At 50.8% G+C, this 22,731-nt stretch carries 19 protein-coding genes; 9 read left to right on the top strand and 10 right to left on the bottom strand.

Annotated features, from left to right (window positions below; genetic code table 11):
• Window positions 1-195: 195 nt before the first annotated feature.
• Complete coding sequence (locus tag BZG14_RS07105) at window positions 196-2,007, top strand: ABC transporter transmembrane domain-containing protein (RefSeq protein WP_077608361.1); 1,812 nt, start codon at window positions 196-198, stop codon at window positions 2,005-2,007.
• Here the strand turns inward: BZG14_RS07105 and BZG14_RS15400 are convergent.
• Complete coding sequence (locus tag BZG14_RS15400; protein ID WP_106406585.1) at window positions 2,004-2,177, bottom strand: DUF6435 family protein; 174 nt, start codon at window positions 2,175-2,177, stop codon at window positions 2,004-2,006. The two genes, BZG14_RS07105 and BZG14_RS15400, sit on opposite strands and share 4 nt — an antisense overlap.
• Window positions 2,178-2,373: 196 nt before the next feature.
• On the opposite strand from BZG14_RS15400, the gene BZG14_RS07100 reads away from it, so the two are divergent.
• Complete coding sequence (locus tag BZG14_RS07100; RefSeq protein ID WP_077457274.1) at window positions 2,374-2,808, top strand: hypothetical protein; 435 nt, start codon at window positions 2,374-2,376, stop codon at window positions 2,806-2,808.
• 203 nt (window positions 2,809-3,011) lie between these two features.
• Here the strand turns inward: BZG14_RS07100 and gcvP are convergent, their stop codons facing one another.
• The 4 genes from gcvP to BZG14_RS07080 form a co-directional block, all read right to left on the bottom strand.
• Window positions 3,012-5,876, bottom strand: coding sequence for an aminomethyl-transferring glycine dehydrogenase (gcvP, locus tag BZG14_RS07095; protein WP_077608360.1), 2,865 nt, complete (start codon window positions 5,874-5,876; stop codon window positions 3,012-3,014).
• A 15-nt stretch (window positions 5,877-5,891) separates the two neighbouring features.
• Window positions 5,892-6,269, bottom strand: a complete 378-nt coding sequence (gcvH, locus tag BZG14_RS07090) for a glycine cleavage system protein GcvH (protein ID WP_069361007.1) — start codon at window positions 6,267-6,269, stop codon at window positions 5,892-5,894.
• Window positions 6,270-6,434: 165 nt separating this feature from the next.
• On the bottom strand, window positions 6,435-7,733 hold the full coding sequence (locus tag BZG14_RS07085) for a serine hydroxymethyltransferase (RefSeq protein WP_077608359.1): 1,299 nt from the start codon (window positions 7,731-7,733) through the stop codon (window positions 6,435-6,437).
• Between the two features lie 26 nt (window positions 7,734-7,759).
• Window positions 7,760-9,160 (bottom strand): L-serine ammonia-lyase, encoded by a 1,401-nt coding sequence (locus BZG14_RS07080; protein ID WP_077608358.1) that lies wholly within the window; start codon window positions 9,158-9,160, stop codon window positions 7,760-7,762.
• 580 nt (window positions 9,161-9,740) lie between these two features.
• Between BZG14_RS07080 and BZG14_RS07075 the strand changes: the two genes are divergently transcribed.
• On the top strand, window positions 9,741-10,343 hold the full coding sequence (locus BZG14_RS07075) for a helix-turn-helix domain-containing protein (protein ID WP_077608357.1): 603 nt from the start codon (window positions 9,741-9,743) through the stop codon (window positions 10,341-10,343).
• A gap of 52 nt (window positions 10,344-10,395) precedes the next feature.
• Window positions 10,396-11,523: a glycine cleavage system aminomethyltransferase GcvT gene (gcvT, locus tag BZG14_RS07070; protein WP_198532029.1), complete on the top strand. Its 1,128-nt coding sequence runs from the start codon at window positions 10,396-10,398 to the stop codon at window positions 11,521-11,523.
• A 94-nt stretch (window positions 11,524-11,617) separates the two neighbouring features.
• Here the strand turns inward: gcvT and BZG14_RS07065 are convergent, their stop codons facing one another.
• Window positions 11,618-11,965 (bottom strand): carboxymuconolactone decarboxylase family protein, encoded by a 348-nt coding sequence (locus BZG14_RS07065; RefSeq protein ID WP_077457262.1) that lies wholly within the window; start codon window positions 11,963-11,965, stop codon window positions 11,618-11,620.
• Between the two features lie 240 nt (window positions 11,966-12,205).
• On the opposite strand from BZG14_RS07065, the gene BZG14_RS07060 reads away from it, so the two are divergent.
• Entirely contained in the window at window positions 12,206-14,161 is a 1,956-nt protein-coding gene (locus BZG14_RS07060; protein WP_077608355.1) for a methyl-accepting chemotaxis protein, read from the top strand.
• 77 nt (window positions 14,162-14,238) lie between these two features.
• On the opposite strand, the gene BZG14_RS07055 is transcribed toward BZG14_RS07060, so the two are convergent.
• Complete coding sequence (locus BZG14_RS07055) at window positions 14,239-15,639, bottom strand: multicopper oxidase family protein (protein ID WP_077608354.1); 1,401 nt, start codon at window positions 15,637-15,639, stop codon at window positions 14,239-14,241.
• A 128-nt stretch (window positions 15,640-15,767) separates the two neighbouring features.
• Window positions 15,768-16,541, bottom strand: a complete 774-nt coding sequence (locus tag BZG14_RS07050; RefSeq protein WP_077608353.1) for an EAL domain-containing protein — start codon at window positions 16,539-16,541, stop codon at window positions 15,768-15,770.
• A gap of 397 nt (window positions 16,542-16,938) precedes the next feature.
• Here BZG14_RS07050 and BZG14_RS07045 point away from each other — a divergent pair, with 397 nt between their 5' ends.
• Entirely contained in the window at window positions 16,939-17,553 is a 615-nt protein-coding gene (locus BZG14_RS07045; protein WP_077486833.1) for a DNA-J related domain-containing protein, read from the top strand.
• An 81-nt stretch (window positions 17,554-17,634) separates the two neighbouring features.
• Here the strand turns inward: BZG14_RS07045 and BZG14_RS07040 are convergent, their stop codons facing one another.
• Window positions 17,635-17,931, bottom strand: coding sequence for a DUF406 family protein (locus BZG14_RS07040; RefSeq protein WP_077486834.1), 297 nt, complete (start codon window positions 17,929-17,931; stop codon window positions 17,635-17,637).
• Window positions 17,932-18,176: 245 nt separating this feature from the next.
• On the bottom strand, window positions 18,177-19,832 hold the full coding sequence (locus BZG14_RS07035) for an AMP-binding protein (protein ID WP_077608352.1): 1,656 nt from the start codon (window positions 19,830-19,832) through the stop codon (window positions 18,177-18,179).
• Window positions 19,833-20,195: 363 nt separating this feature from the next.
• Between BZG14_RS07035 and BZG14_RS07030 the strand changes: the two genes are divergently transcribed.
• The 3 genes from BZG14_RS07030 (at window position 20,196) to BZG14_RS07020 (ending at window position 22,717) form a co-directional block, all read left to right on the top strand.
• Entirely contained in the window at window positions 20,196-20,678 is a 483-nt protein-coding gene (locus tag BZG14_RS07030) for a TetR/AcrR family transcriptional regulator (protein WP_158074899.1), read from the top strand.
• Window positions 20,679-20,999: 321 nt separating this feature from the next.
• Window positions 21,000-21,383 (top strand): hypothetical protein, encoded by a 384-nt coding sequence (locus BZG14_RS07025; RefSeq protein ID WP_077486837.1) that lies wholly within the window; start codon window positions 21,000-21,002, stop codon window positions 21,381-21,383.
• A gap of 146 nt (window positions 21,384-21,529) precedes the next feature.
• Complete coding sequence (locus BZG14_RS07020; protein WP_077608351.1) at window positions 21,530-22,717, top strand: acetate kinase; 1,188 nt, start codon at window positions 21,530-21,532, stop codon at window positions 22,715-22,717.
• The last annotated feature ends 14 nt before the right edge of the window (window positions 22,718-22,731 follow it).

Genomic DNA, 22,731 nt, shown 5'->3' with positions numbered 1-22,731 from the left:
GCTAAAGATATCGCTTAACTTACTGATATTATCCATCCGGTATGATCAAAGTCTGCCCCTATTGATTCGATGATTGAGGTTGGTTATATCAAATGTGCGTCTGAATATGTGAATTGTTGACACGTGAGGGTGCAGCGAGTTAATGATCTTGCTCACCCGCCCCTAAATGTGCAAGGACAGCACTAAGTAGAGCTTATGGCCAATTCCGCTTCAACACACACCGCTTCGACACCATCTGCTTCAAGTCGCAACAGTAAAAATCTGACCGTTTTGTGGGAGCTGATTGCGTTTATCCGCCCTTACCGTTGGCAAGTGAGCGCGGCATTGCTGGCTTTGGTTTTTACCGCATCATTAACACTCTCGGTCGGACACGGCGTTCGGCTTTTGATCGACCAAGGCTTTGCACAGCAATCACTGGTTGAGTTGGGTAATGCGGTACAGTTTATTTTGCTGATCACGGTATTAATCGCGATCGGCACCTTTTTCCGCTTCTATCTGGTGTCATCAGTGGGTGAGCGGGTCAGTGCTGATATTCGCCAAGCGGTGTTTGATCATGTGATTGATCTGCATCCGAGTTATTTTGAAACCCACGGCAGTGGCGAGATCATGTCGCGGATCACCACAGATACCAGCTTGCTGCAGAATATCATCGGCTCCTCTTTTTCCATGGCGATGCGCAGTGCGTTAATGTGTGTGGGCGCGATCATCATGCTGTTTGCCACCAATATTAAACTAACGTTGATTGTGTTGGCCTCCGTGCCTTTTATTTTGGTGCCAATACTTATCTATGGCCGTCGTGTGCGGGCGCTGTCGCGGCAAAGCCAAGATTCGATGGCGGATGTAGGCAGCTATGCCGGCGAAGCCATCACCAATATTAAAACCGTGCAAAGCTTCGCGGTAGAAGATCACGCTAAAGCCGCCTTTGGGCAAGAGGTGGAGCGTGCCTATCAGATCGGACGCGAGCGCGTAAAACAACGAGCCATTCTTATTTCCGGGGTGATCGTGATTGTGTTCAGCGCCATTACTGGCATGTTATGGGTCGGCGGGCGCGATGTGATTCAAGGCACCATGTCGGCAGGCGATTTGGGCGCCTTTGTATTTTTCGCCATCATGGTTGCCTCTTCGATGGCCACCTTGTCGGAAGTGATGGGGGAGTTGCAGCGCGCGGCAGGCGCAACAGAGCGTTTGGTGGAGCTTTTACACGTGCAAAGTCATATTCGTACTCCCGCTACCTCACCGATTGTTGATGCCCAATCACTGAGCAATGATATTCGCTTTGAAGCGGTGCACTTTCATTATCCCACGCGGCCCTATCAGCCGGCGATTGATACGCTGAACCTTGCTATTCAGCCCGGCGAAGTCGTGGCGTTAGTGGGGCCGTCGGGAGCGGGAAAAACCACCGTATTTGAATTACTGCAACGCTTTTATGATCCGCAGTCAGGCGCGATTATGCTAGGCGGGCAAGATATTCGCCTCTTGTCCCCGCAAGCCTTGCGCCAACAAATGGCTCTGGTGCCGCAGCAACCGGCATTGTTTAGCGATAATGTGATAGGAAACATCCGCTACGGCAGGCCAAACGCCAGTGAGCAAGCGGTGAAAGAGGCGGCCGTTCAAGCGCACGCTGATGCCTTTATTCAGCAATTACCGGATGGTTATCACAGCTTTTTAGGTGAGCGAGGCGTGCGGCTTTCGGGCGGCCAACGGCAGCGAATTGCGATTGCCCGCGCAATTCTCAAGGACCCACGGATTTTATTGCTCGATGAAGCCACCAGCGCGCTGGATAGTGAAAGTGAGCATGCGGTGCAGCAAGGCTTGGCGGCTTTAATGCGGGATCGCACCACCTTGATTATCGCTCACCGCTTATCGACCATTCAGCATGCTGACCACATTGTAGTGATGGATCAAGGTAAGCTGGTGGATATAGGCAGCCATACCGACCTGCTGGTGCGCTGCCCTCTGTATCAACGCTTGGTAAAACGGCAGTTTAGCCATGTCTCAAATGGCTAAGCGTTGTTTTCCAATTCTTTGATTTGTTGGTCAATCTTTTCCGCTTCTTCGGTGAGTAGTGAGTAACCTCTGATATCGCCATTGCGCTGGGCCTCAAAGGCTTGTTGTTGTTTAGCGTCGTACTGTTTTTTTAGCTTTTTAACTGGATTCGGCTTTAAAAATGAGAGCATAGTGGATCCCTATAGATAGATAATAGTTCTCGGTACGAAGTCAACCTCCACTTAGATGACCGATTTATTGGTTGTATGTAAATTGATTGCATTCAGCATCACGCTTTTTCTAGTGGGTTAACACAATGTTGGATTCAAACGATGCCAATTATTAGAATGTGCTAATGTTTTGATGAGTTATAAAAAGGAGTGCATCATGAACAAGAAACGAATAATCGGCAGCCTATTTGGACTAGGTTTGCTCACGGGGGCCGCTCAAGCATCGACGGATTCGGTGGAACAAGCGTTGGTAATGGTTAACAGTGGCGAATTGCAAACACAAGGAATGGCTATGGTATTAGCGAATACGATGCAGGCCCAAGGGACGCATGTTGATGTGTTGCTGTGTGGGAAAGCCGGTGAATTAGCGTTTAAAGATACTGAAAACGCGCCATTAAAGCCCAAAAACGTTACCCCAGAACAACTAATGATGAAGCTGAAACAAGGCGGCGCTAATGTGAGTGTGTGCGCATTATTTTTACCTAACAGCGACAAAGGAAAAGCAGCATTGCGATCCGGGATTTCAGTGGCTAAGCCACCACAGATCAGCCGGATTATGCGCAACGAAGACGTACGAGTGTTTAACTTCTAGTCTTGATCCTTCTTGTATCGCGCAACACGGCACCTGACCGAGATTGACTCATCAACGCAAGGTCAATGTTATGCGCACCCGTTCCTGTCCCATGTGGTCTAGTGTAAGCTTTGCTTCGCGTCTCTAAAAGAAAAAGGCGAGCCGAGCGGCTCGCCTTTCGTTTATTAAGTTAGTTTCTAACTTGGTTATCTGTGATTAGTGGATTACTCATCCATATAGCTTTCAATGCTAGGGCAAGAGCAAATCAGGTTGCGGTCACCGTAGACGTTATCGACACGGTTGACCGATGGCCAGTATTTGCTTGCTTTGCTATGAGCGGATGGGAAGCAAGCCAACTCACGGGAATAGGCGTGAGACCACTCGTCAGCCATCAGATCCGCTTGGGTATGGGGCGCATTGACCAATGGGTTGTCTTCCAGCGCCCACTCACCGTCTTGCACCTTGGCAACTTCCTCGCGGATGGCAATCATGGCATCACAAAAGCGATCCAATTCTTCTTGGCTTTCACTTTCGGTCGGCTCAACCATCAGCGTACCCGCCACCGGGAACGACATGGTCGGCGCGTGGAAGCCATAATCCATCAAGCGTTTGGCGATGTCTTCTTCGCTGATACCGGATGCCTCTTTGAGCGGACGAATGTCGATAATACATTCGTGCGCAATGCGTCCGTTTTTGCCGCGATAAAGCACGGGGTAGTAGGGACGCAGACGCTCCATCACATAGTTGGCACTGAGAATCGCCAACTCGGTCGCGCGCGTTAGGCCTTGTTCACCCATCATGGCAATGTACGCCCATGATATAGGAAGAATCGAGGCACTGCCCATTGGTGCGGCCGACACGGCACATTCGTCACCTTGCTCCACATGGCCGGGAAGGAAAGGCGCGAGGTGCGATTTCACCCCAATCGGCCCCATACCTGGGCCACCACCACCGTGTGGAATACAGAAGGTTTTGTGCAGGTTGAGATGCGAGACGTCTGAGCCAATGTAACCCGGCGTGGTCAGCCCCACTTGCGCATTCATATTGGCGCCATCCAAGTAAACTTGGCCGCCTGCCTCGTGCACCAGCTCGCACACTTGTTGCACGGTTTCTTCGTACACACCATGTGTCGATGGGTAGGTGATCATAATGCAAGAGAGCGCATCGCGGTGTTTGTCGATCTTGGCTTTCAGATCGTCAATGTCGATATTGCCATCGTCATCACAGCCTACAACAACCACTTTCATCGAAACCATGGCCGCGGAGGCAGGGTTGGTACCGTGCGCGGAGCTTGGGATCAAGCWTACGTTGCGGTGACTGTCGCCACGGCTTTCATGGTAGCGCTGAATCGCGATTAAGCCCGCATACTCACCTTGTGCGCCTGAGTTGGGCTGCATGGAGATCTCGTCGTAGCCAGTGATTTCACACAGCATGTCACGCAGTGATTTGCCCAGTGTTTGATAGCCTTTGGCTTGCTCCAATGGCACAAACGGATGCAGGGCGCCAAACTCTGGCCAAGTGACAGGGATCATCTCGGCCGCGGCGTTTAGCTTCATGGTACAGCTACCTAGCGGGATCATGCCGTGGGTGAGGGAAAAGTCTTTGTTTTCCAGCGCCTTCATATACCGCATCAGCTTGGTTTCACTGTGATAGCGGTTAAAGACAGGGTGCGTTAGGTACGCGCTACTGCGGCGGCATACGACAGGGATCGCGGCCAATTCATCAGCTTCAATGTCGCTCGCCACGGCTTCTGCATTGCCTTGACCGGTGAGTGCGGTAAGCAATTGATTGACTTCTGCCAGCGTGCTCGCTTCATCAAAGCTCGCGGCAAGTTGGCCATCCAGTTTACGCAAGTTAAAACCAGCATCTTGCGCTTGTTGGTACAAGGCATCGGTTTGCTCGCCCGTGTTAAACGTCACGGTATCGAAGAAGCTGTCGTGCGCAAGGCTCAACCCGGCCGCTTGTACCGATTTGGCGAACAGCGCGGTCAGATGATGCACACGGCGGGCAATCTTCTTCAAACCGTCGGGACCGTGGTAGACCGCGTAAAAAGCGGCCATGTTGGCCAGCAAGGCTTGGGCGGTACAAATATTGGAAGTCGCTTTTTCACGACGGATATGTTGCTCGCGCGTTTGCATCGCCATGCGCAAGGCTTGGTTGCCTTTGCTATCGACCGATACGCCAATCACGCGGCCTGGCATGGTGCGCTTGAGCTTGTCACGTGTCGCCATAAAGGCCGCGTGTGGGCCACCGTAACCCATAGGCACACCAAAGCGTTGTGCGGAGCCAATCACCACATCCGCGCCCATTTCACCCGGCGCTTTAAGCAAAGTGAGTGAAAGCAGATCGGTAGCAACCGCGACCAGCGTCTTCTTGCTTTGCGCTTCCGCGATAAGCGCACTGAGATCGCGCACTTCACCCGTGGTGCCGGGATATTGGAGTAGGGCGCCAAATACATCGTGCTGATCCAGCTTGTCCGTGTCATCAACAATGATGTCAAAGCCTAAGAAGTTGGCGCGCGTTTTAATCACATCCAAGGTTTGTGGATGCACGTCGCTGGCAACAAAAAAGGCGTTGCCTTTGTGCTTGCCGCCACGCTTACACAGGGTCATGGCTTCCGCAGCCGCGGTGGCTTCGTCGAGCAGCGACGCGTTGGCTAAATCCATCCCCGTTAAGTCCATCACCATTTGCTGGAAGTTCAGCAAGGATTCGAGTCGGCCTTGCGAGATCTCGGGCTGATAGGGCGTATAAGCGGTATACCAGCCCGGGTTTTCCAACACATTGCGTAAAATAGGCGGTGGAGTATGTGTGTGATAGTAACCTTGGCCGATCAGGCTGCGCTTAATGGTATTTTGCGCGGCAATGTCGCTCAGTTCCGCCAGCATCTGGGTTTCGCTTTTCGGCGCGCTCAGATTAAGCGGCTTTGGCAAACGGATATCCGCAGGAACGGTTTCTTCAATCACATGCTCAAGGCTGGTGGCATTGATCGCCGCCAGCATGGCATCTTGCTGTTGGGTATTTGGGCCATTATGGCGCGCGATAAAATCATTATCGGCCACCAGGCTATCGAGTAAACGAGTCTGCGTCATGGTATTCGTCCTGAATTAGTCGTCGATTGCGGCGGTATAGGCGTCCGCGTCCATCAGATGATCCAAGTTGGTGTCGTCTGCCAGCTTAATCTTGGCAATCCAGCCGCCCTCAAAAGGTTCTTCGTTGACCAGTTCTGGACTATCTTCTAGATCTTCATTAATGGCGACTACTTCACCATCAACCGGCGCATAAATATCTGATGCGGCTTTTACCGACTCCACCAATGAAAAGCCTTCACCTTTTTCAGTACTGTCACCCACCTCAGGTAGATCGACAAACACGACATCGCCAAGTAGGCCTTGGGCATGATCGGTGATCCCCATAGTGACAGTGCCATCGCCATTGTCTTTGACCCACTCATGGCTTTCAGAAAACTTTAGTGTCGCGTCCATTTGTTACTCTCCTGCTTTAATACGAGCTGCTCAATCGTTGAGCGATTTACAATGTAAAATGAGGCGGTGTTTGGGCGATTACACCGCCTCCTGTGTGTTAATTACGTACGTGGCAATGGTATTGGCTACGTCGTTGCAAGACTGTTTATGGCGTCGGGCCGCCATTTATTGGCGATAAAGCGGGAAACGGGCACACAGCTGCTGTACTTCTTTACGCACGCGTGCCTCAACCTCGGCGTTGCCTTCTGGTGCCTCGACTAAGGCATCGAGCACGTCCCCAATCCACTGACCAACTTGGTGGAACTCCTGGGTACCAAATCCGCGGCTAGTGCCCGCGGGGGTGCCGAGGCGAATGCCGGAGGTGATCATGGGTTTTTCGGTATCGAAAGGGATGCCGTTCTTGTTACAGGTGATCCCAGCGCGCTCGAGCGCCTGCTCCGCTTGGTTGCCTTTTAGGCCTTTGGGGCGTAGGTCAACGAGCATCAAGTGGGTATCGGTGCCGCCGGTGACGATGTCGCAGCCACGTGTTTGTAGTACTTCGGCCAAGACTTTGGCGTTAGCAACTACTTGATCAATATACAATTTAAACTCAGGCTCTAACGCCTCACCGAATGCGACGGCTTTAGCCGCAATCACATGCATTAATGGACCGCCTTGCAGGCCGGGGAACACGGCCGAGTTGATCTTTTTGTTGATGTCTTCGTGGTTGGTCAGGATCATGCCACCGCGCGGGCCACGCAGGGTTTTATGGGTGGTAGTAGTGACCACATGCGCATGAGGTAGTGGCGAGCGATGGGCGCCAGTAGCAACCAAGCCAGCGATATGCGCCATATCAACCATCAGGTACGCGCCGACTTCATCGGCAATCGCGCGGAAACGGGCAAAATCAATCGGACGCGGGATCGCGCTGCCACCAGCGATGATCATCTTAGGTTGATGTTCACGGGCCAGTACCGCGACCTCATCGTAATCAATTTCTAAGCTATCTTTGCTCACGCCGTACTGTACGGCATTAAACCACTTACCCGATAGCGCAGGACGCGCGCCGTGAGTGAGGTGGCCGCCGGCATCGAGTGACATACCTAAAATGGTGTCACCAGGTTGCAGCAGCGCAAGCATCACCGCGCCGTTGGCTTGTGCGCCAGAGTGTGGCTGAACATTGACATACTCGCAGCTAAACAGCTGTTTGGCACGGGCCTGGGCGATGGCTTCGACTTCATCGACGTGCTCGCAGCCGCCGTAATAGCGACGGCCTGGATAGCCTTCTGCGTATTTATTGGTCAAGCAAGTGCCTTGTGCTTGCATCACCGCTTGCGAAACGATGTTTTCTGAGGCGATCAGCTCAATCTGCTGTTGTTGACGTTTGTGCTCGGCCTGCACGGCCGACATCACGGCACCATCGGACTCCGATAAGTTAGTGGAGAAAAACTGCTCCAATTCTATATTTGGGTAGCTCGGTTTCATTGCGCTTTCCTTATTGGCGATGGTGGTTAACAGGCCACAACATTAATCGGGATCACATTGGTGGCGAGGCCACCCTGTGAGGTTTCTTTATACTTACTCATCATGTCGAGCCCGGTCTCATGCATGGTTTTAATTACGCTATCAAGCGAGACGTGATGCTCGCCGTCGCCACCCATGGCTAACCGGGTCGCGTTAATCGCTTTTACGGCGCCCATGGTGTTGCGTTCTATGCAAGGGACTTGCACCAAGCCATCAATCGGGTCACACGTAAGGCCGAGATTATGCTCCATGCCGATTTCTGCCGCGTTTTCAATTTGTTGATTACTTGCGCCCATGGCTGCGGCTAATCCGGCTGCTGCCATCGAGCACGCCACGCCAATCTCGCCCTGACAACCGACTTCTGCGGCCGAAATAGAGGCATTGGTCTTGTATAAAGAGCCGATAGCCGCGGAGGTCGCCATAAAGGTACGGATGCCATCTGGGTTCTTGGGCGAGACAAACTTATCGTAATAAGCAAGCACGGCAGGGATCACGCCCGCGGCGCCATTGGTTGGAGCGGTGACCACTCGGCCACCGGCGGCATTCTCTTCATTAACCGCCATCGCAAAGAGGTTGACCCAATCATTGGTATCTGTCGGTAACCCATGGGCTTGTTTATCGTGAATGGCGTCGTACATGCCTTTGGCACGTCGCTTAATGTTTAAACCGCCTGGCAGTACGCCACCTTGTTTAATGCCTCTGTCGATGCACTCACGCATCACTTGCCAGATATGATCCAGTCCCTGGTTAACCGTGTCACGTGTGGCGCCACTATCGTGATATCGCGCGCGTGCCACTTCGTTAGTAAACATCAGCTCACTGATGGACATGCCCGTTTTTGCACATTGGTCAAGCAACTCCGCCGCACTATTAAAAGGGTGAGGAGGGACAAAATCTGTTGCCAATGCATCGGTTTCGCCTTCTTCCACCACAAAGCCACCGCCTACCGAGAAATAGGTTTTGCGAACAAGGCACTCTCCTGCGTTGTTAAAGGCGCTTACCGTCATGCCATTGGGGTGCTCGGGCAGCACCTTGTCATAGTGAAAGGCAATATCTGCCTCCCAGTTAAATCGAATATAGTGGCGCCCCGCAAAAGGAAGCTCGCCACCATTTTTGACCATTTTGGTCATGGTATCGATTTCATCTGACTCGATGGTGGCAGGCATTTCGCCCATTAACCCCATCACACACGCCACGTCAGTTGCATGGCCTTTCCCGGTGAGCGCCAGTGAGCCGTATAAGTCCACTTTGACACGATCGATATCGGTCACGGACAGTGTTTGCGCCGCATAGTGGCTAAAGCGTGCGCAGGCCACCATCGGACCAACGGTGTGTGAGCTAGATGGCCCGACGCCTATCTTAAACAGGTCAAACATGCTGTGACTCATGGCCTGTCTCCTCAATCAGTAAGGTACGTTGTTGTCATGATTGTTGTTGTCCTGACATCGACGATGCCGACATTGCTTCACGTAGCATTCAACAGATTGGCGATGATTGCGCTTACTGTTGATTTAAACATTTTGTTAACGTACCTAAGCGTTCACTTTTCCGCAAAATAAATTTCCAATAAGAAACCTATGTTGTGATCCTGGAGACAAAACCTCCTCCTGTTGATACTATCTAACAACGGAGCAAACGTTTGCCTTTTTATCCTAAGCGAGGGTAAATTGCAAATCAATGCCAGTAACGCCGGGGAATATACTCGCTTTTTATTAAGTGAATGGTTAATGAATATCTCTGTAATGCCTTGTTTTTACGAGTAAGATCATGATGAACTCAAGGTGCCGGGTGAGAGTGACAGGTTGGCTTCCTTGATCAATTCGCTGGCTAGGTCACGTTTATGATATCGATATTTTCCGATAGGAAACTTTTTTGTTAAAAGTGTTAAAGCGGCAAATACAGCGGGACAACCGATAGAGGCGAAAGCAGGTGACAACAGACCAATCAACACAGGATGTGTACCCGTCGATGCAGGTTGAGCGATCGCAACGCGAGGGTGACGCGCGCGAACCCATTGCACCATTGCGGCTGGGCCCGCGTCTAAAAGCCGTCAGGGTCGGACTTGGGCTGACGCTTGAGGAGGCAAGCCAGCGCACTGGCTTGGCGCGTTCAACCTTATCCAAAATTGAGAATGAGCAGATATCTCCCACCTTTCAAGCCATGCAAAAACTCGCGCACGGATTGGACATTGATATCCCGCAGTTGTTTGCCCCGCCCAAAAAACGGCAAGCTACGGGACGGCGAGATGTGACGTTTGCCGGTCAGGGTAAAGCGCATCCCACTGGCACGTACGAGCATGAATTGTTGGCAACACAGCTAAGCAATAAAAAAATGATGCCGTTTAAGTCGCGGGTCAGGGCACGTGCTTTTGAGGAWTATAGCGACTGGATTCGACACGACGGTGAAGAGTTTTTATTGGTGCTGGAAGGCAGCATCCAATTTTTTTCTGAGTTTTATGAAGCGATCACGCTCAATGAGGGTGACAGCGTATATTACGACGCCACCATGGGACACATGCTAGCTTCCGTCAGTGATGACGATGCACTGATCTTATGGGTAACGGCGTCTTAACCAACCACATAAACGCATTGCTTAACGTGGGCAAGATGCCCGCTGGCACAATATGGAGAGAATAATGGCAGAGTTACTCACGACCCCGTTACACAGCCTGCATCTTGATATGGGCGCAAAAATGGTTCCTTTCGCTGGCTATGACATGCCAGTCCAGTATCCGCTGGGTGTGCGCAAAGAGCACCTTCATTGCCGTGAGCATGCAGGGTTGTTTGATGTTTCTCATATGGGGCAAATCCGTCTTCATGGCGCAGACGCGGCCAAAGCATTGGAAGCGCTCGTCCCWGTTGATGTGTTGGATCTCCCTCAAGGTAAACAACGCTATGCCGTATTCACCAATGAGCAGGGCGGCATTTTGGATGACTTAATGATTGCCAACTTAGGCGATCACCTTTTCTTAGTCGTGAATGCCGCCTGCAAAGCGCAGGATATTCAGCACCTGCGCGATAACTTGACAGGAGACGTCTCCGTCGAGGTGCTTGAGGATCGCGCCTTACTGGCACTTCAAGGCCCGAAGGCGGCGCAAGTGCTGGCGACATTCAACCCGAAGGTGAATGACATGGTGTTCATGGACATTCAGCCTGTTGAGATTGATGGCATTCACTGCGTGGTGAGTCGTTCAGGTTATACCGGCGAAGATGGGTTTGAAGTGTCTGTACCGGCCGAACATGCAGAGTCACTCGCCAAAGCCCTGTTAGCCCACGATGAGGTGGAATGGATTGGGCTCGGCGCGCGTGACTCACTGCGCCTTGAGTGCGGCCTTTGCCTGTATGGGCACGATCTGGATACCACCACGACGCCGGTTGAAGCAACCTTGATTTGGGCCATTAGTAAAGTGCGCCGTGCGGATGGTGAGCGTGCGGGTGGCTTCCCCGGTGAGGCGATAATCCTTGAACAAATTTCGACCAAAGCGGTGAGCCGCAAGCGCATTGGGCTGGTGGGCCAAAGCAAAGCCCCTGTGCGTGAAGGCAGCAAGCTATTTGATGCAGACGATAATGAAATTGGCGTGGTCACCAGCGGCACCTTTGGCCCTACTAAAGAGATGCCCGTGGCGATGGGTTACCTCCCACCTGAGTTTATTATCCCCGGCACCGAGGTATACGCGGAAGTACGTGGCAAAAAACTGCCCATGACAGTCGAAAAAATGCCCTTTGTACCGCAGCGGTATTATCGCGGCTGATCTCGGTCAGTGCGAAGGTCGATAAAAACGCAGCCAAAGACGGCTGCGTTTTTGTTTATGAGTCGACGTCCACTTTATAGGTGGCGATGAATCGCTACGCCTCACTCAGTTGCTCGACCGCCTCCAGTGCCTGAGAGCCGTATATCAATGACGGGCCGCCACCCATTACGATCGCGACGTTAATGGCCTCTACGCATTCTTGTTTGGTTGCGCCATGTTTGAGGGCGGCGGCCACGTGGGCACCGATACAGCCATCGCAGCGCGCGGCAATACCAATCCCTAGTGCAATCAACTCTTTGGTTTTTACATCGAGATCACCTTCAGCCATTGCTGCCCGATGCAGCTGTCCGAATGCGGACAGGGTGTCACTGCTGTGTGCTTTAAATTGTTTATTGAGCGCCAGTTGTTGCTGATTGATTTCCTGATAGTTTTTCTTGGTCATGAAGTTGTCCTTTTAATTTAGTCTTGTCTAATGTAATGGCTTTTTGGCCATCATGCAATCCGTGTCTGCCGAGCCACTGCATTTGTCTAAAAAAGCAATCAGCTCAATGCCGTCTCGTGGAAAAAGGGAGAGAAAATACGTTATTTATTAGATTGTCATTAATGGTTGTTCTAATTTAAAACAACACACTTAACCTTTTGACCAACATGTTCCTATGTGCTGTCACTGACGGAGGTCAGTATGAGTATTAAAAAGCGCTTACTCGTTGTCGTCCTGACAGGCGTTATCCTGCCCACGCTTATCATCGCTATTGTATCACTCTATCAATTCCGAACGAGTACGTTGCAAAGCTATGAGCAAAGCTCCTACAAAGAAATGCAGCACATCGGCAACGCGTTTAAATTCTACTTAGAAGGGTTGGCGGCAAACGCCAAGATTCTGGGTAACAGCGACGCCCTTCAACGTTTAGACAGCTCTGTTACCAAATACATGGGATCGACCAAAGCCATGACCTCCAAGCAAAATAGTCCTGCTGAGGCACGGGCGTATGGGTTGCTAGAGGCGATGGGCGAGTCACGAGAAGATTTTGCGTATGTGTTCCTTGGGTTAAGTGATGGTGGGTACATTCAGTGGCCGCAAGGGGAGTCTGGCAACTATGATCCTCGTCAGCGTCCTTGGTACCAAACCGGTCAGGGAAGTGGCAACAATCCAGTTCGTGTACCAGCGTATCAAGATGTGAATACTGGGGCCCCCCTCCTTGATTATGTAATGGAGTTTCAAGCCCAAGACGGCCTGAGTGGTGTGATTGGTGTCGATGTCACCTTAGAAGCACTGACAAACATGCTGGGCGACGTCACCCTGGGCGAGTCGGGGTATATTGTGCTAGTGGAAGACACAGGCACGGTGCTTGCTGACCCGAACAACCCAGACAATAACTTTGAACCTGCCCAGAGTGTCGACAGTGTTTACAGCGGTGGGAATTTTAGCGAGTCACTTACCGCCGTCTCTTTTGATGGTGAAGATTACTTTGTCAACCAATACAAAGCACCAGAAAGTGGCTGGCGTTTGATTGGGGTTGTGCCGCAGCAAGAAGTTCTAGGCCAGGTTACCCGGCTGCAAACCGTTATTTTATCCATCAGTCTGATCCTTGTTGTCGTGTTTGGTGTGCTTGGTTACTTTATGATTCAACGTATATCTGCATCTATCATTGCCGTCAGTGATGGGCTGAGTGATGCGGCAAGCGGTGATGGTGATTTGACCAAGCGTTTACCGGTTCGCAGCCAGGATGAGTTGGGTAAAACGGCGGGTGCCTTTAATCAGTTTGTGGATGTGATTCAAGAGCTGATCATTGGTATCAAAGACAGATCCACTAAGCTGTCATCTCATGCCGATAACACCACCCAATTTGCCGAGCAGCTAGACGGTGCGAGTCATCAACAACGCTCAGGGTTAGAGCAAATTGCCACTGCGTTCCATCAAATGGTGGCCACGGCAAACGAGGTCTCGCAAAACTGTAACCAGACCGCGGATTCTGCCCAGCAGTGTCAGTCGGAGGTCGATCGTGGCATGACCTTGATGAATAATACGCGCGCAGCGGTGCAAGAAATGGCCACCACGCTAAACGAAGCGGATAGCGCGATGGCTGAGCTGACCAAAGAGAACGATAATATCACCGCCATGCTAGATACCATTCGAGGCATTGCCGAACAAACCAATTTGCTTGCGCTTAATGCGGCGATTGAGTCAGCGCGTGCGGGTGATCATGGGCGAGGCTTTGCCGTGGTGGCCGACGAGGTACGGGTGCTGTCACAAAAAACCACCAAATCAACGGAAGAGATTGATGAGCTGTTGCAGGCCTTAACCCAGCGCACGAATCAGCTTTCCGAGAAGCTGAAAGGCAGTGTTGAGCACTCACAAACCACCACGGAGGCGACGGAAGAGGCCTTGAGCGTCTTTGACACCATCCAAAGTTTGGTAGGACAAATTCACGACATGGCGGCACAAATTGCCACGGCCACCGAGGAGCAGCACTCAGTATCGGAAGATATTAATCAGAATGTGACCAGTGTGTTAGAAGGTGCCAACAGTGCAGCATCAACGGCAGAGCAAACCAATGCCACAGCTGCCGAGCTGCGTATGGTGGCCTCAGAGCTATCAGAGCTGGTCAACCGATTTAAAACCGAGAAGGGCGGATAATTGCCCCGGTAAAATTGAAGGGCGACATAAAACGGCGAGCCAAGTGCTCGCCGTTTTTCATGTGTGTGATTTGTTCGTTAGGTGACCTCGACAAACCCCATCAGACCCGTTTTCATGTGCTCAATAACATGGCAATGGTACATCCATCGGCCCGGATTATCGGCCACAAACGCTGCCTTGGCGTGGCCATTTTTACCCAACAACACGGTGTCAGTGTGAAATGGTGTGACTGGTTTGCCATCCATTTCCAGCACAGTAAAGGTGTGTCCGTGCAGGTGAATAGGGTGATGGTACTGGGTGACATTTTTTAAATCGAAGATATAGGTCTTTCCGCGTTCCAGTTTGGCGATCGGCTCAGGAATATTACCTTTACTCATTCCTTCCCAGGCGCGTTTATTCATCAACCAAAACTCGTGTTTTCCCTTCCCTTGCTTATCAGCAGGCGTGATGGCGCCAGCCCACTCAAACACAAAATGACGGGTTTCAGCATTCTCTAAATCTGGTTTTGCAACGGGATTGAGCGGCAGAGTGGGTAAGGGCTTCTCTGTTAACGTTGACGGTGTGGCGGTAAAGCTTGCCAGCAAGAAAGGAAAGTCACCTTTCATGTGCATTATTTCAACTTTTTCACCAGCATTGGGTGCTATCAGACCAATATCTAGCCGCATCCCTGGGGCTATCTTGTGCGCTTCTAAGCGGCGTGGTGTGACAATCGGGTTACCATCGATGGCGATTATCCAGGCTTCTGCGCCGCGCACTTGAATGGGATAGGTGAGTGTATTGTCCACGTTGGCTAAACGCAATCGTGTGGTTGCCTTTTCTTGCAGTGTGTATTCAGGATGGTGGATACCATTCACGGTGCCCCACTCGCCAGGGGTGCCCATACGCGCGCTATAGCGAGGGATAGAGAGATCTTTCCAGTTACCTTGACGATCTAGGTGCCAGTGTTTGAGTGTCAGTGTGTGCTCTTCATCAAACACAACCGGCGTGGCTTCCTCGACCACAATCGCACCGACCAGCCCTTTACCCAACTGCACCACTGAGTTCATATGCGGGTGGTACCAAAAGGTGCCGGCATCCGGTGGGGTAAAACGATAGGTAAAGGTTTCACCGGGCTGAATAGGCGCTTGGGATAAGAAAGGAACACCGTCCATTTCAATGGGAATGCGTAGCCCATGCCAGTGAATGGTGGTGGGTTCATTGAGGTTATTGGTGAAGTGAATGGTCACTGGCTCACCTTGGCGGCAGCGTATAGTGGGGGCTGGCGTCTCGCCATTGAAGGCCAGTACATCGGTCTGATGCTCAGGAACCAACTCAGCCTGACTGGGCTCAGCGCTTAAATGGTATTCCCACTGCCCGTTTTGCCGAGAGGCAGAGACTAAGGAGCAAGCAGGCAAAGTGGAAAGGGCTGCCACCGCTGCGGTCGTTCGTAAAAATTGACGCCGGGAGAGGCCACGTGCGTTCAGTGATTCACCATTCATTCTTAATACCTTTTCAACGCCGTCATTGCGTAACAGTGTACCTCGAAAAATGGTTTATGAGAAAGATTATCAATTGTGTTTGTGAGGCAGTTAAAACAGCGAGTGCCAAGACTCGCTGAGCCGTCAGCTTATTGACAGTGGAAGGCTTCGAGCCCAGGTACTTGATTGATAGGCGGTAAGCTCTCGAACCCGGGTTTGGCAATGTAATAGCCTTGAAAGAAGTCGACGCCTAAATCAATCAGGCATTGAAGCTCGGCTTCTGTTTCAACACCTTCRGCAATAATTTGACGACTTAGCTCGTGGCACATGGCGACACTGTGGCGCACAATGGTTTGCTTGGTGACGTCAGTGTYAATATCTCGTACAAGCGTCATATCCAGTTTAATCATATGGGTGTTAATGCTGGCAAGCGCGGTAAGGCCGGAGTAACCGGCACCGAAATCGTCAATTGCAGTTAAAAAGCCTTGTGAGCGGTAATAACGAATAATGCGCTGAATATGACTGTAATCAAGGATTTCTTCCCCTTCGGTGAACTCAAACAGAATCCGTTCGAGTGGGAAATTATAGTCATTCGCGGCTTTCAGCGTGGTGCGGATACAGCGCTCTGGCTCGTACACGGCATTGGGCATAAAGTTAATGCTGAGATAACAAGGGATAGATAGTTCGGCCGCGAGTTTGACTGCCTTGATCCGACAGGTTTGATCAAATTGATACTGATTCTCTGCGTTAACATGCTTAAACACGCTGCCCGCGCCGCTACCGTCCTTGCCCCGGGCAAGCGCCTCGTAAGCATAAATGGAATGCGTGGAAAGCCGAATAATGGGTTGGAATGCCATGGTGAAATCGAATGCGAGTGGCTGCGCATCCCTGCAGGCCTCACATTGTGTTGAAGATGCTGTCATAGAAAAGTGGTTATTTAGTCTGTCCTTGTAGAGAGATTAATGGAGTTCTGGGCAGAATGCGAATGAGATGACAAAAATTATGGGGTTTGCACGGTTTAAGGTACAGGCCTAGTCGTGAGCATTCTATATAAACCGATCAGACTGGGCTTAAATAGGCCAAAACGGTCTCTTTTTCGTCATAAGTTGGCACCGGATATGCTTAATATTTAACCGGCAATGTTGGAAGTGTCATTATGATGGCGGAAAGCACGCTTAAAAATGCGTGCCGCGAAAAGGGACTTACCAATATTTGCTACAAAATAGCCAGAATTGGTTTATACCTTAATAAGGTGGCTTTACAACCAACCCCACGAGATGCCGGTTCAAGGTAGCTGGCCAGTGACAGAGGATGAACGTCATGCTTGCTGAAAAACGGGATGAAATAGACAACCCCCTGATTTGGCCAATACTCAGTATTCTAGAATCAACGCGACAAAGTTGGAAAGTGCACCATCTATTAGGTGAGCTGCAAAAAGACACCATGATGGCCCAGCTTGATGCTGACCCCCACCTTGATTTATTTAAACGCAACTTCCTGATCATGAATGCCTTGTATCAACTACAAGAAATGTTGTTGCCGCAGCAGTGGTTGCAGGTTGAGTCAATGGATATCCAGCTACAATGGCGGGTTGGCAACAGTGGCTTTGTGGCCAAAGAAATTGATTACCAGGATCCGTTGCGTGATTACTACATGGACTGGAATAACTATGACGCCAGCCAAGATGACGTTAAAGAACTGTTGTCTTCGTTTTGGAAGCACTACCAGCGTCATATCGGCAATGAGGCGTCGGGCGAGGCGATGTTGGAGCGCAATAAGGCGTTAAAAGTGTTGGGTTTGGATGAGAATGCTAGTGAGCATGAAATTCGGCGTCAGTGGCGCAAAATGGCGCTCAAGTGGCACCCAGATCGGCCCGAAGGAGATGCAACCACTTTCCGTGAGATGTGTGAAGCTTGGCAAAGCTTGCGCTTATAAATGGCTGTCAGCAAGCAACAGGGTGTGAGAAAGCACCCTGTTGCTTTAACCGCTGACATGCTTGTGGTTTTCGCGTAATACTTACGCGTTATTCAGCCCACGACTGCGCAATTCAAAGATCAGCTTTTCGGCACTGCATTCAAACTGCAATTTAATGTGCGCGCCATTGCCATCAAACTGTTGCGGATCAAAGTCATGCTTAACGGCAGGATTAATGCTCTCTGCGAGGGCGAGGTATTGCTCGAAGCGCGCTTGCACCGCGTCTTTGCTCTCGCCTTGAATGGTGACGTCTGCCACTTCGTCGCCCTCAGAAATAATGTAACCTATTTCAGCGCTAACACCACATGCATCACAGGTATCGGTTTGATTCTCTTTCATGGTATTTCCCTACGTTAAAAGCAGCAGGCGTGAAAAACGTGCTGGTGGCCTGCTGTAAGTCGATAACATGATCTTTAGCAAAGTCTGGGTTGTGGCACATTGAGGCAGGTCAGGTTTTGCAGTGTTTGTAGCACGCTGTAGTGATGGCAGCAATACAGATACTGATAAAGACACCACCCACTATTCGTGTTTATGCCAACACGTGCAATAGTGGGTGAGCATTATCATTTGATTGGGTTAAAGGATCAGCGCAAATCTTCTTCCCATTGCACTAAGGTACCCTTCGGCCAGTGAGTACCGACATCATGATACTCTTGCTCTAGCTTGTGACGGCGAATTTTCAGCGTCGGCGTGAGTTTGCCGTTCTCAATGCTCCACGGCTCTTTAATCATCAATACGCCTTTGATTTGCTGGTGAGACTCCAGCTCCCCGTTGATGGTATCAATCACCTTCTTCACGCGACGCTCATAACGCGCGCGGTCAAAGTTGGGAAAGTGATGTGGCAGCGCGAGTAGAATAGGGGCAGGCATGCCTGAACCGATCACACAGAGCATCTCGGCATTAGAGAGCTCGAACAAACGCTTTTCAATCGGCACGGGCGCGACAAATTTACCTTTGGCAGTTTTAAAGGTGTCGTTTTTGCGGCCAGAAATACTCAGATACCCCTCGCTATCCAGTTCACCTAAATCTCCCGTGTGCAACCAGCCATCGGCCAAGGTTTCTGCGCTGGCTTCTTCGTTTTTGTAGTAACCACTGAATAAGCCTTCGCTTTTTACTAGGATTTCCTGATCATCGGCAATTTTGATCTCCACGCCAGGCCCTGCATTACCCACGGTGCCAATTTTATCGGCTCTAAATGGATAGTTGAGGGTACTGTAGGCATAGCTTTCTGTCATGCCCCACGCCTCGGTAATGTGTAACCCGAGCTTTTCATACCATTGCAGTAATGCGGGCGCGACAGGCGCTGAGCCGCATCCCAACACGCGTGCCTGATCCAATCCAAGGTTTTTTGCGATTTTGCTTTTGATCAGGTTATTGACCAAGGGAATGCGCAAGAGAAGGTTAAGTTTTCCGTCTGGCAGTTTTTCTTGAATGCGTTGCTGGAATAGTGTCCAAAGCCGAGGGACCGAAATGAACAAGGTGGGGCGATGCATTTTGACATCTTCGATAAAGGTATCGAGTGACTCAGGGAACGCGGTAGGGATCCCGCCCATAATCGCTGAGCCCATGATGTAAACCCGCTCAGTAATATGCGCGAGTGGTAGATAAGAGAACAAGCGATCATCAGGTTCAATGCCAATATGATCAATTAATCGCTGAGCGGACCAACAGTAGCCGCCATAACTTAAAATTGCCCCTTTAGGTAAGCCTGATGTGCCCGAGGTATACACTAAAGACATTACATCGCTGTCTTGGTGCACAGGGCGCTCATCTGATGCTTCATGGTTGGCGATCAAGTCATGCCATTCGTAATGGCAGCTAATGGTGGGGTAAGGAAAGGCGATGGTCTTTAAGCCTGGCATGTTTTCCAGTGAGGCGCTCAAGGCTTTACTGTCATCAAGCTTGCCCACAAACATGGCTTTCGATTCACTGTGGGTTACCACATGGTCAATGGTGTCTGTCCCGGCTGTTGGAAATATCGGGACGCTTATATAGCTGCCCATCATCATCGCTAAATCGGCAATAAACCATTCAGCACAGTTTTTGGAGATGAGCGCGACCTTATCACCGGGTTTCAGCCCCATGTCCCGTASTGCGGTGACCATGCGCAATGCTTGGTCGGCCACGTCCGCAAAGGTGTAGTCATGAAAGCGGCGGCCGTGAATCTGGCGCAGAAAAACATGACTTGGACGTTCATCGGCCCACCGTAGGATCTGGTCGTTCGGTTTGATATGTGACATTGGACTTCCTCATTGTCGCAACCTAAGAATACGTTTAAACGTTATAATAATGTTAATTTAGTGATCGGGGGCGGCGAGAAGCAAGATAATCATTTAAACACGTGTTCAAATTATGACTGATGGCACTATTTGCAGTGATTTGTCACGGATTTTTCAGTTTTTTCATATTCTTCTCAATAAGGTTTTTGGAAGTTTGATCCGCTTCAGCGTCTTGGTAAAGGGTTAGTGTCAGGCTGAGTGGGTGAGTCTGTACTATTTTAAAAGGGGCGGGACTTTTTCGTGAGTTAGCCTGGCCGCGAGCCGACTGGCGCGCGTGTCATCACAGCGCCAATGACGGCGATTGACGGGGAGAACAGATTACGCATGCCAAAACGCAGTAAAGCCCAAACACAACAAACCATTGAGACGATCTTGGCAGAGGCGAAGCGACAGCTGTTGGCGCTCGGTTATGAGGGAATGTCTTATACCACGCTCAGTGAAGCGACAGGCGTATCGCGCACCGGGATTAGCCATCACTTTCCTCGCAAGCAAGATTTTATGGTCGCGTTAGAGCCTTTTTTGGTGGAGAGCCTGCGTACGCCCCTCGATACGACTGGCACCATCAATGCATTTATGAAAAGCTGGATGCAAGCGATGCATGCCGAGGGCGAGTTTAAGGCGACGCTAAAGCTTTGCTTTTATGTGTTAATTAGCGGCAAAGCCGATAATGGCGCCGCATTCAGGTGTTTAAAAACGCTGCAGCAAGAGTGTGAACAGCAGATGCAAACCGATTTAACGGTCGCCTTTTCGCAACTGTTAGGGGCCAGTGTGTTGCTGTGCCGTCAGCGAGCTGACGCGAAATCCTAATGTCATCGCCTTTTAACCTGGGTTATGGTGCGAGAGATGACCGTCTGTTGACAGACAGCCCCTGCGTTTCTTGTTATCATTGTCACGCTTTATCAGCAAAACATGTATTTGGAGACAACCATGAACAATACCGACCATCCTCCGAGTCTTAACGGAGAAAAATAGCGACTGTTGGTATTGCTGCATTTCATCGTTACCAACTGTCGTCGATAGTTGGCCCTGCCTGCTTTGTTTTTCTCCTCTCGCTGTTAGACATCACGCTGTCCAAATGGGCACGATGTTGTTGATGGTCGTTACCTACTGCCAATCGGGAGATTCGCCATGACGGTAATGAACAACACCTTTACTGAACCGACTGCATTCTCAACATCAGAGATTGTGGCCGCTCGCAATGCCTTTTTACAATATGATCTCAACAAGCAAGTTGAACTGCTCACAGTCATGCCCCACGAGGAGTGTATGGCCGTGCTGGGTCACTGCTCGGTGACGCATGTCCATCAGCTTCTTGAACGGTTAAACGCGCAAGGCCACCAGCGTCTAGCCAATAAATATGCTCGCTGCCTAGGGATGATACGCCCGCATCGCAGCCTACACACGGGCGTGGGGACTTGGATCCACCGGAGACGCGCCAAACTGTTTGCTTTTTTGTCATTAGTGTTAGCTGTAGCCGCTGTGAGCTATTTATCGGTTTTTGTTTTTGTCTAGTCCGTGCGCACTTAGCTTGATCTTACGCAGTAAATTGTTGCGCAAGTATGCTATCACTATAACGACAGTTGAATTGTTCAAAAATATTTTAATAATGGGGTGACGGCAGTGAGCCGTTATCCTAATTCTGCCAATAAGGTAACCCTATGAGTGATGCACTGGTACTCGTTATTAATTCAGGTAGCTCGTCGTTAAAGTTTGCCCTGATGGATGCGCAAACTGGCGATGCGGTGATTTCCGGCGCTGGAGAATGCTTTGGGCGCGATGACGCGCGGATGAGCTGGAAAGTCGACGGCGAAAAAACTGAGAAAACCTTAAATGCAGGAAGCAACCACCATCAAGAGGCCATGGATATCATTGTGGGCCTTATCGAAAACAACCAATTAAGTGATAAGCTGCAGGCCGTTGGTCATCGCGTGGTACATGGCGGTGAAACCTTCAGCCAGGCCACCTTGATTGACGATGCCGTTTTGGGGCAAATTGATGCGCTAAAAGCCTTAGCGCCCTTGCATAACCCCGCGCATGTGGTGGGCATTAAAGCGGCACGCCAAGCCTTCCCAAGCTTGCCGCAAGTGGCGGTTTTCGACACCGCATTCCATCAAACCATGCCGGAAAAAGCGTATCATTACGCGATCTCGCGTCAGCTTTATAACGATTATGGTATTCGCCGCTACGGCTTCCACGGCACCAGCCACTACTTCGTGAGTCGTGAAGCGGCAAAATGGCTCAATCAAGCGCCTGAGCAAACCAACGTAATCACCGTGCACCTTGGCAACGGAGCCTCTTTGTGTGCGGTCAAAGACGGTCAAAGTGTCGATACCAGCATGGGCTTTACGCCATTGGCGGGCTTAATGATGGGCACACGCTGCGGCGATATCGACCCATCTATTCTTGAGTTTCTCTCCAAAAAAGGGCTGAGTACCGATGAAATCCATCATGAACTGATCGATAAAGCCGGTTTGCTCGGCGTGTCGGAATTAACGAACGATTGCCGAGGCTTGGTCGACGCGGCAGAGCAGGGTCACAAAGGCGCACAACTCGCGCTAGAAATGTTTGCTTATCGCGTTGCGAAATACATCGCAAGTTACATGGTGCCTTTATCTCGCTTGGATGCGATTGTTTTCACAGGCGGAATTGGCGAGAACTCACTGCCAGTGCGGGAAATGATCCTAAAAGAACTCGCGATTTTCGGCTATCAAGCCGATGCCGAGGCTAACGCCGCCGCGCGTTTTGGTGCCGCAGGACAAATCACCACCCAAGCGTCACCGCTAGCACTGGTGATCCCAACCAACGAAGAGCTGGTGATTGCACAACAAGCCATGGCAATGGCCTGATTGTCGCCTCTTCC

This window comes from Salinivibrio sp. IB282 (assembly GCF_001995685.1).
Lineage (GTDB): Bacteria > Pseudomonadota > Gammaproteobacteria > Enterobacterales > Vibrionaceae > Salinivibrio > Salinivibrio kushneri.
Note: the sequence above shows the minus strand (reverse complement) of the source record. Positions and strands in the feature narration are given on the sequence as shown.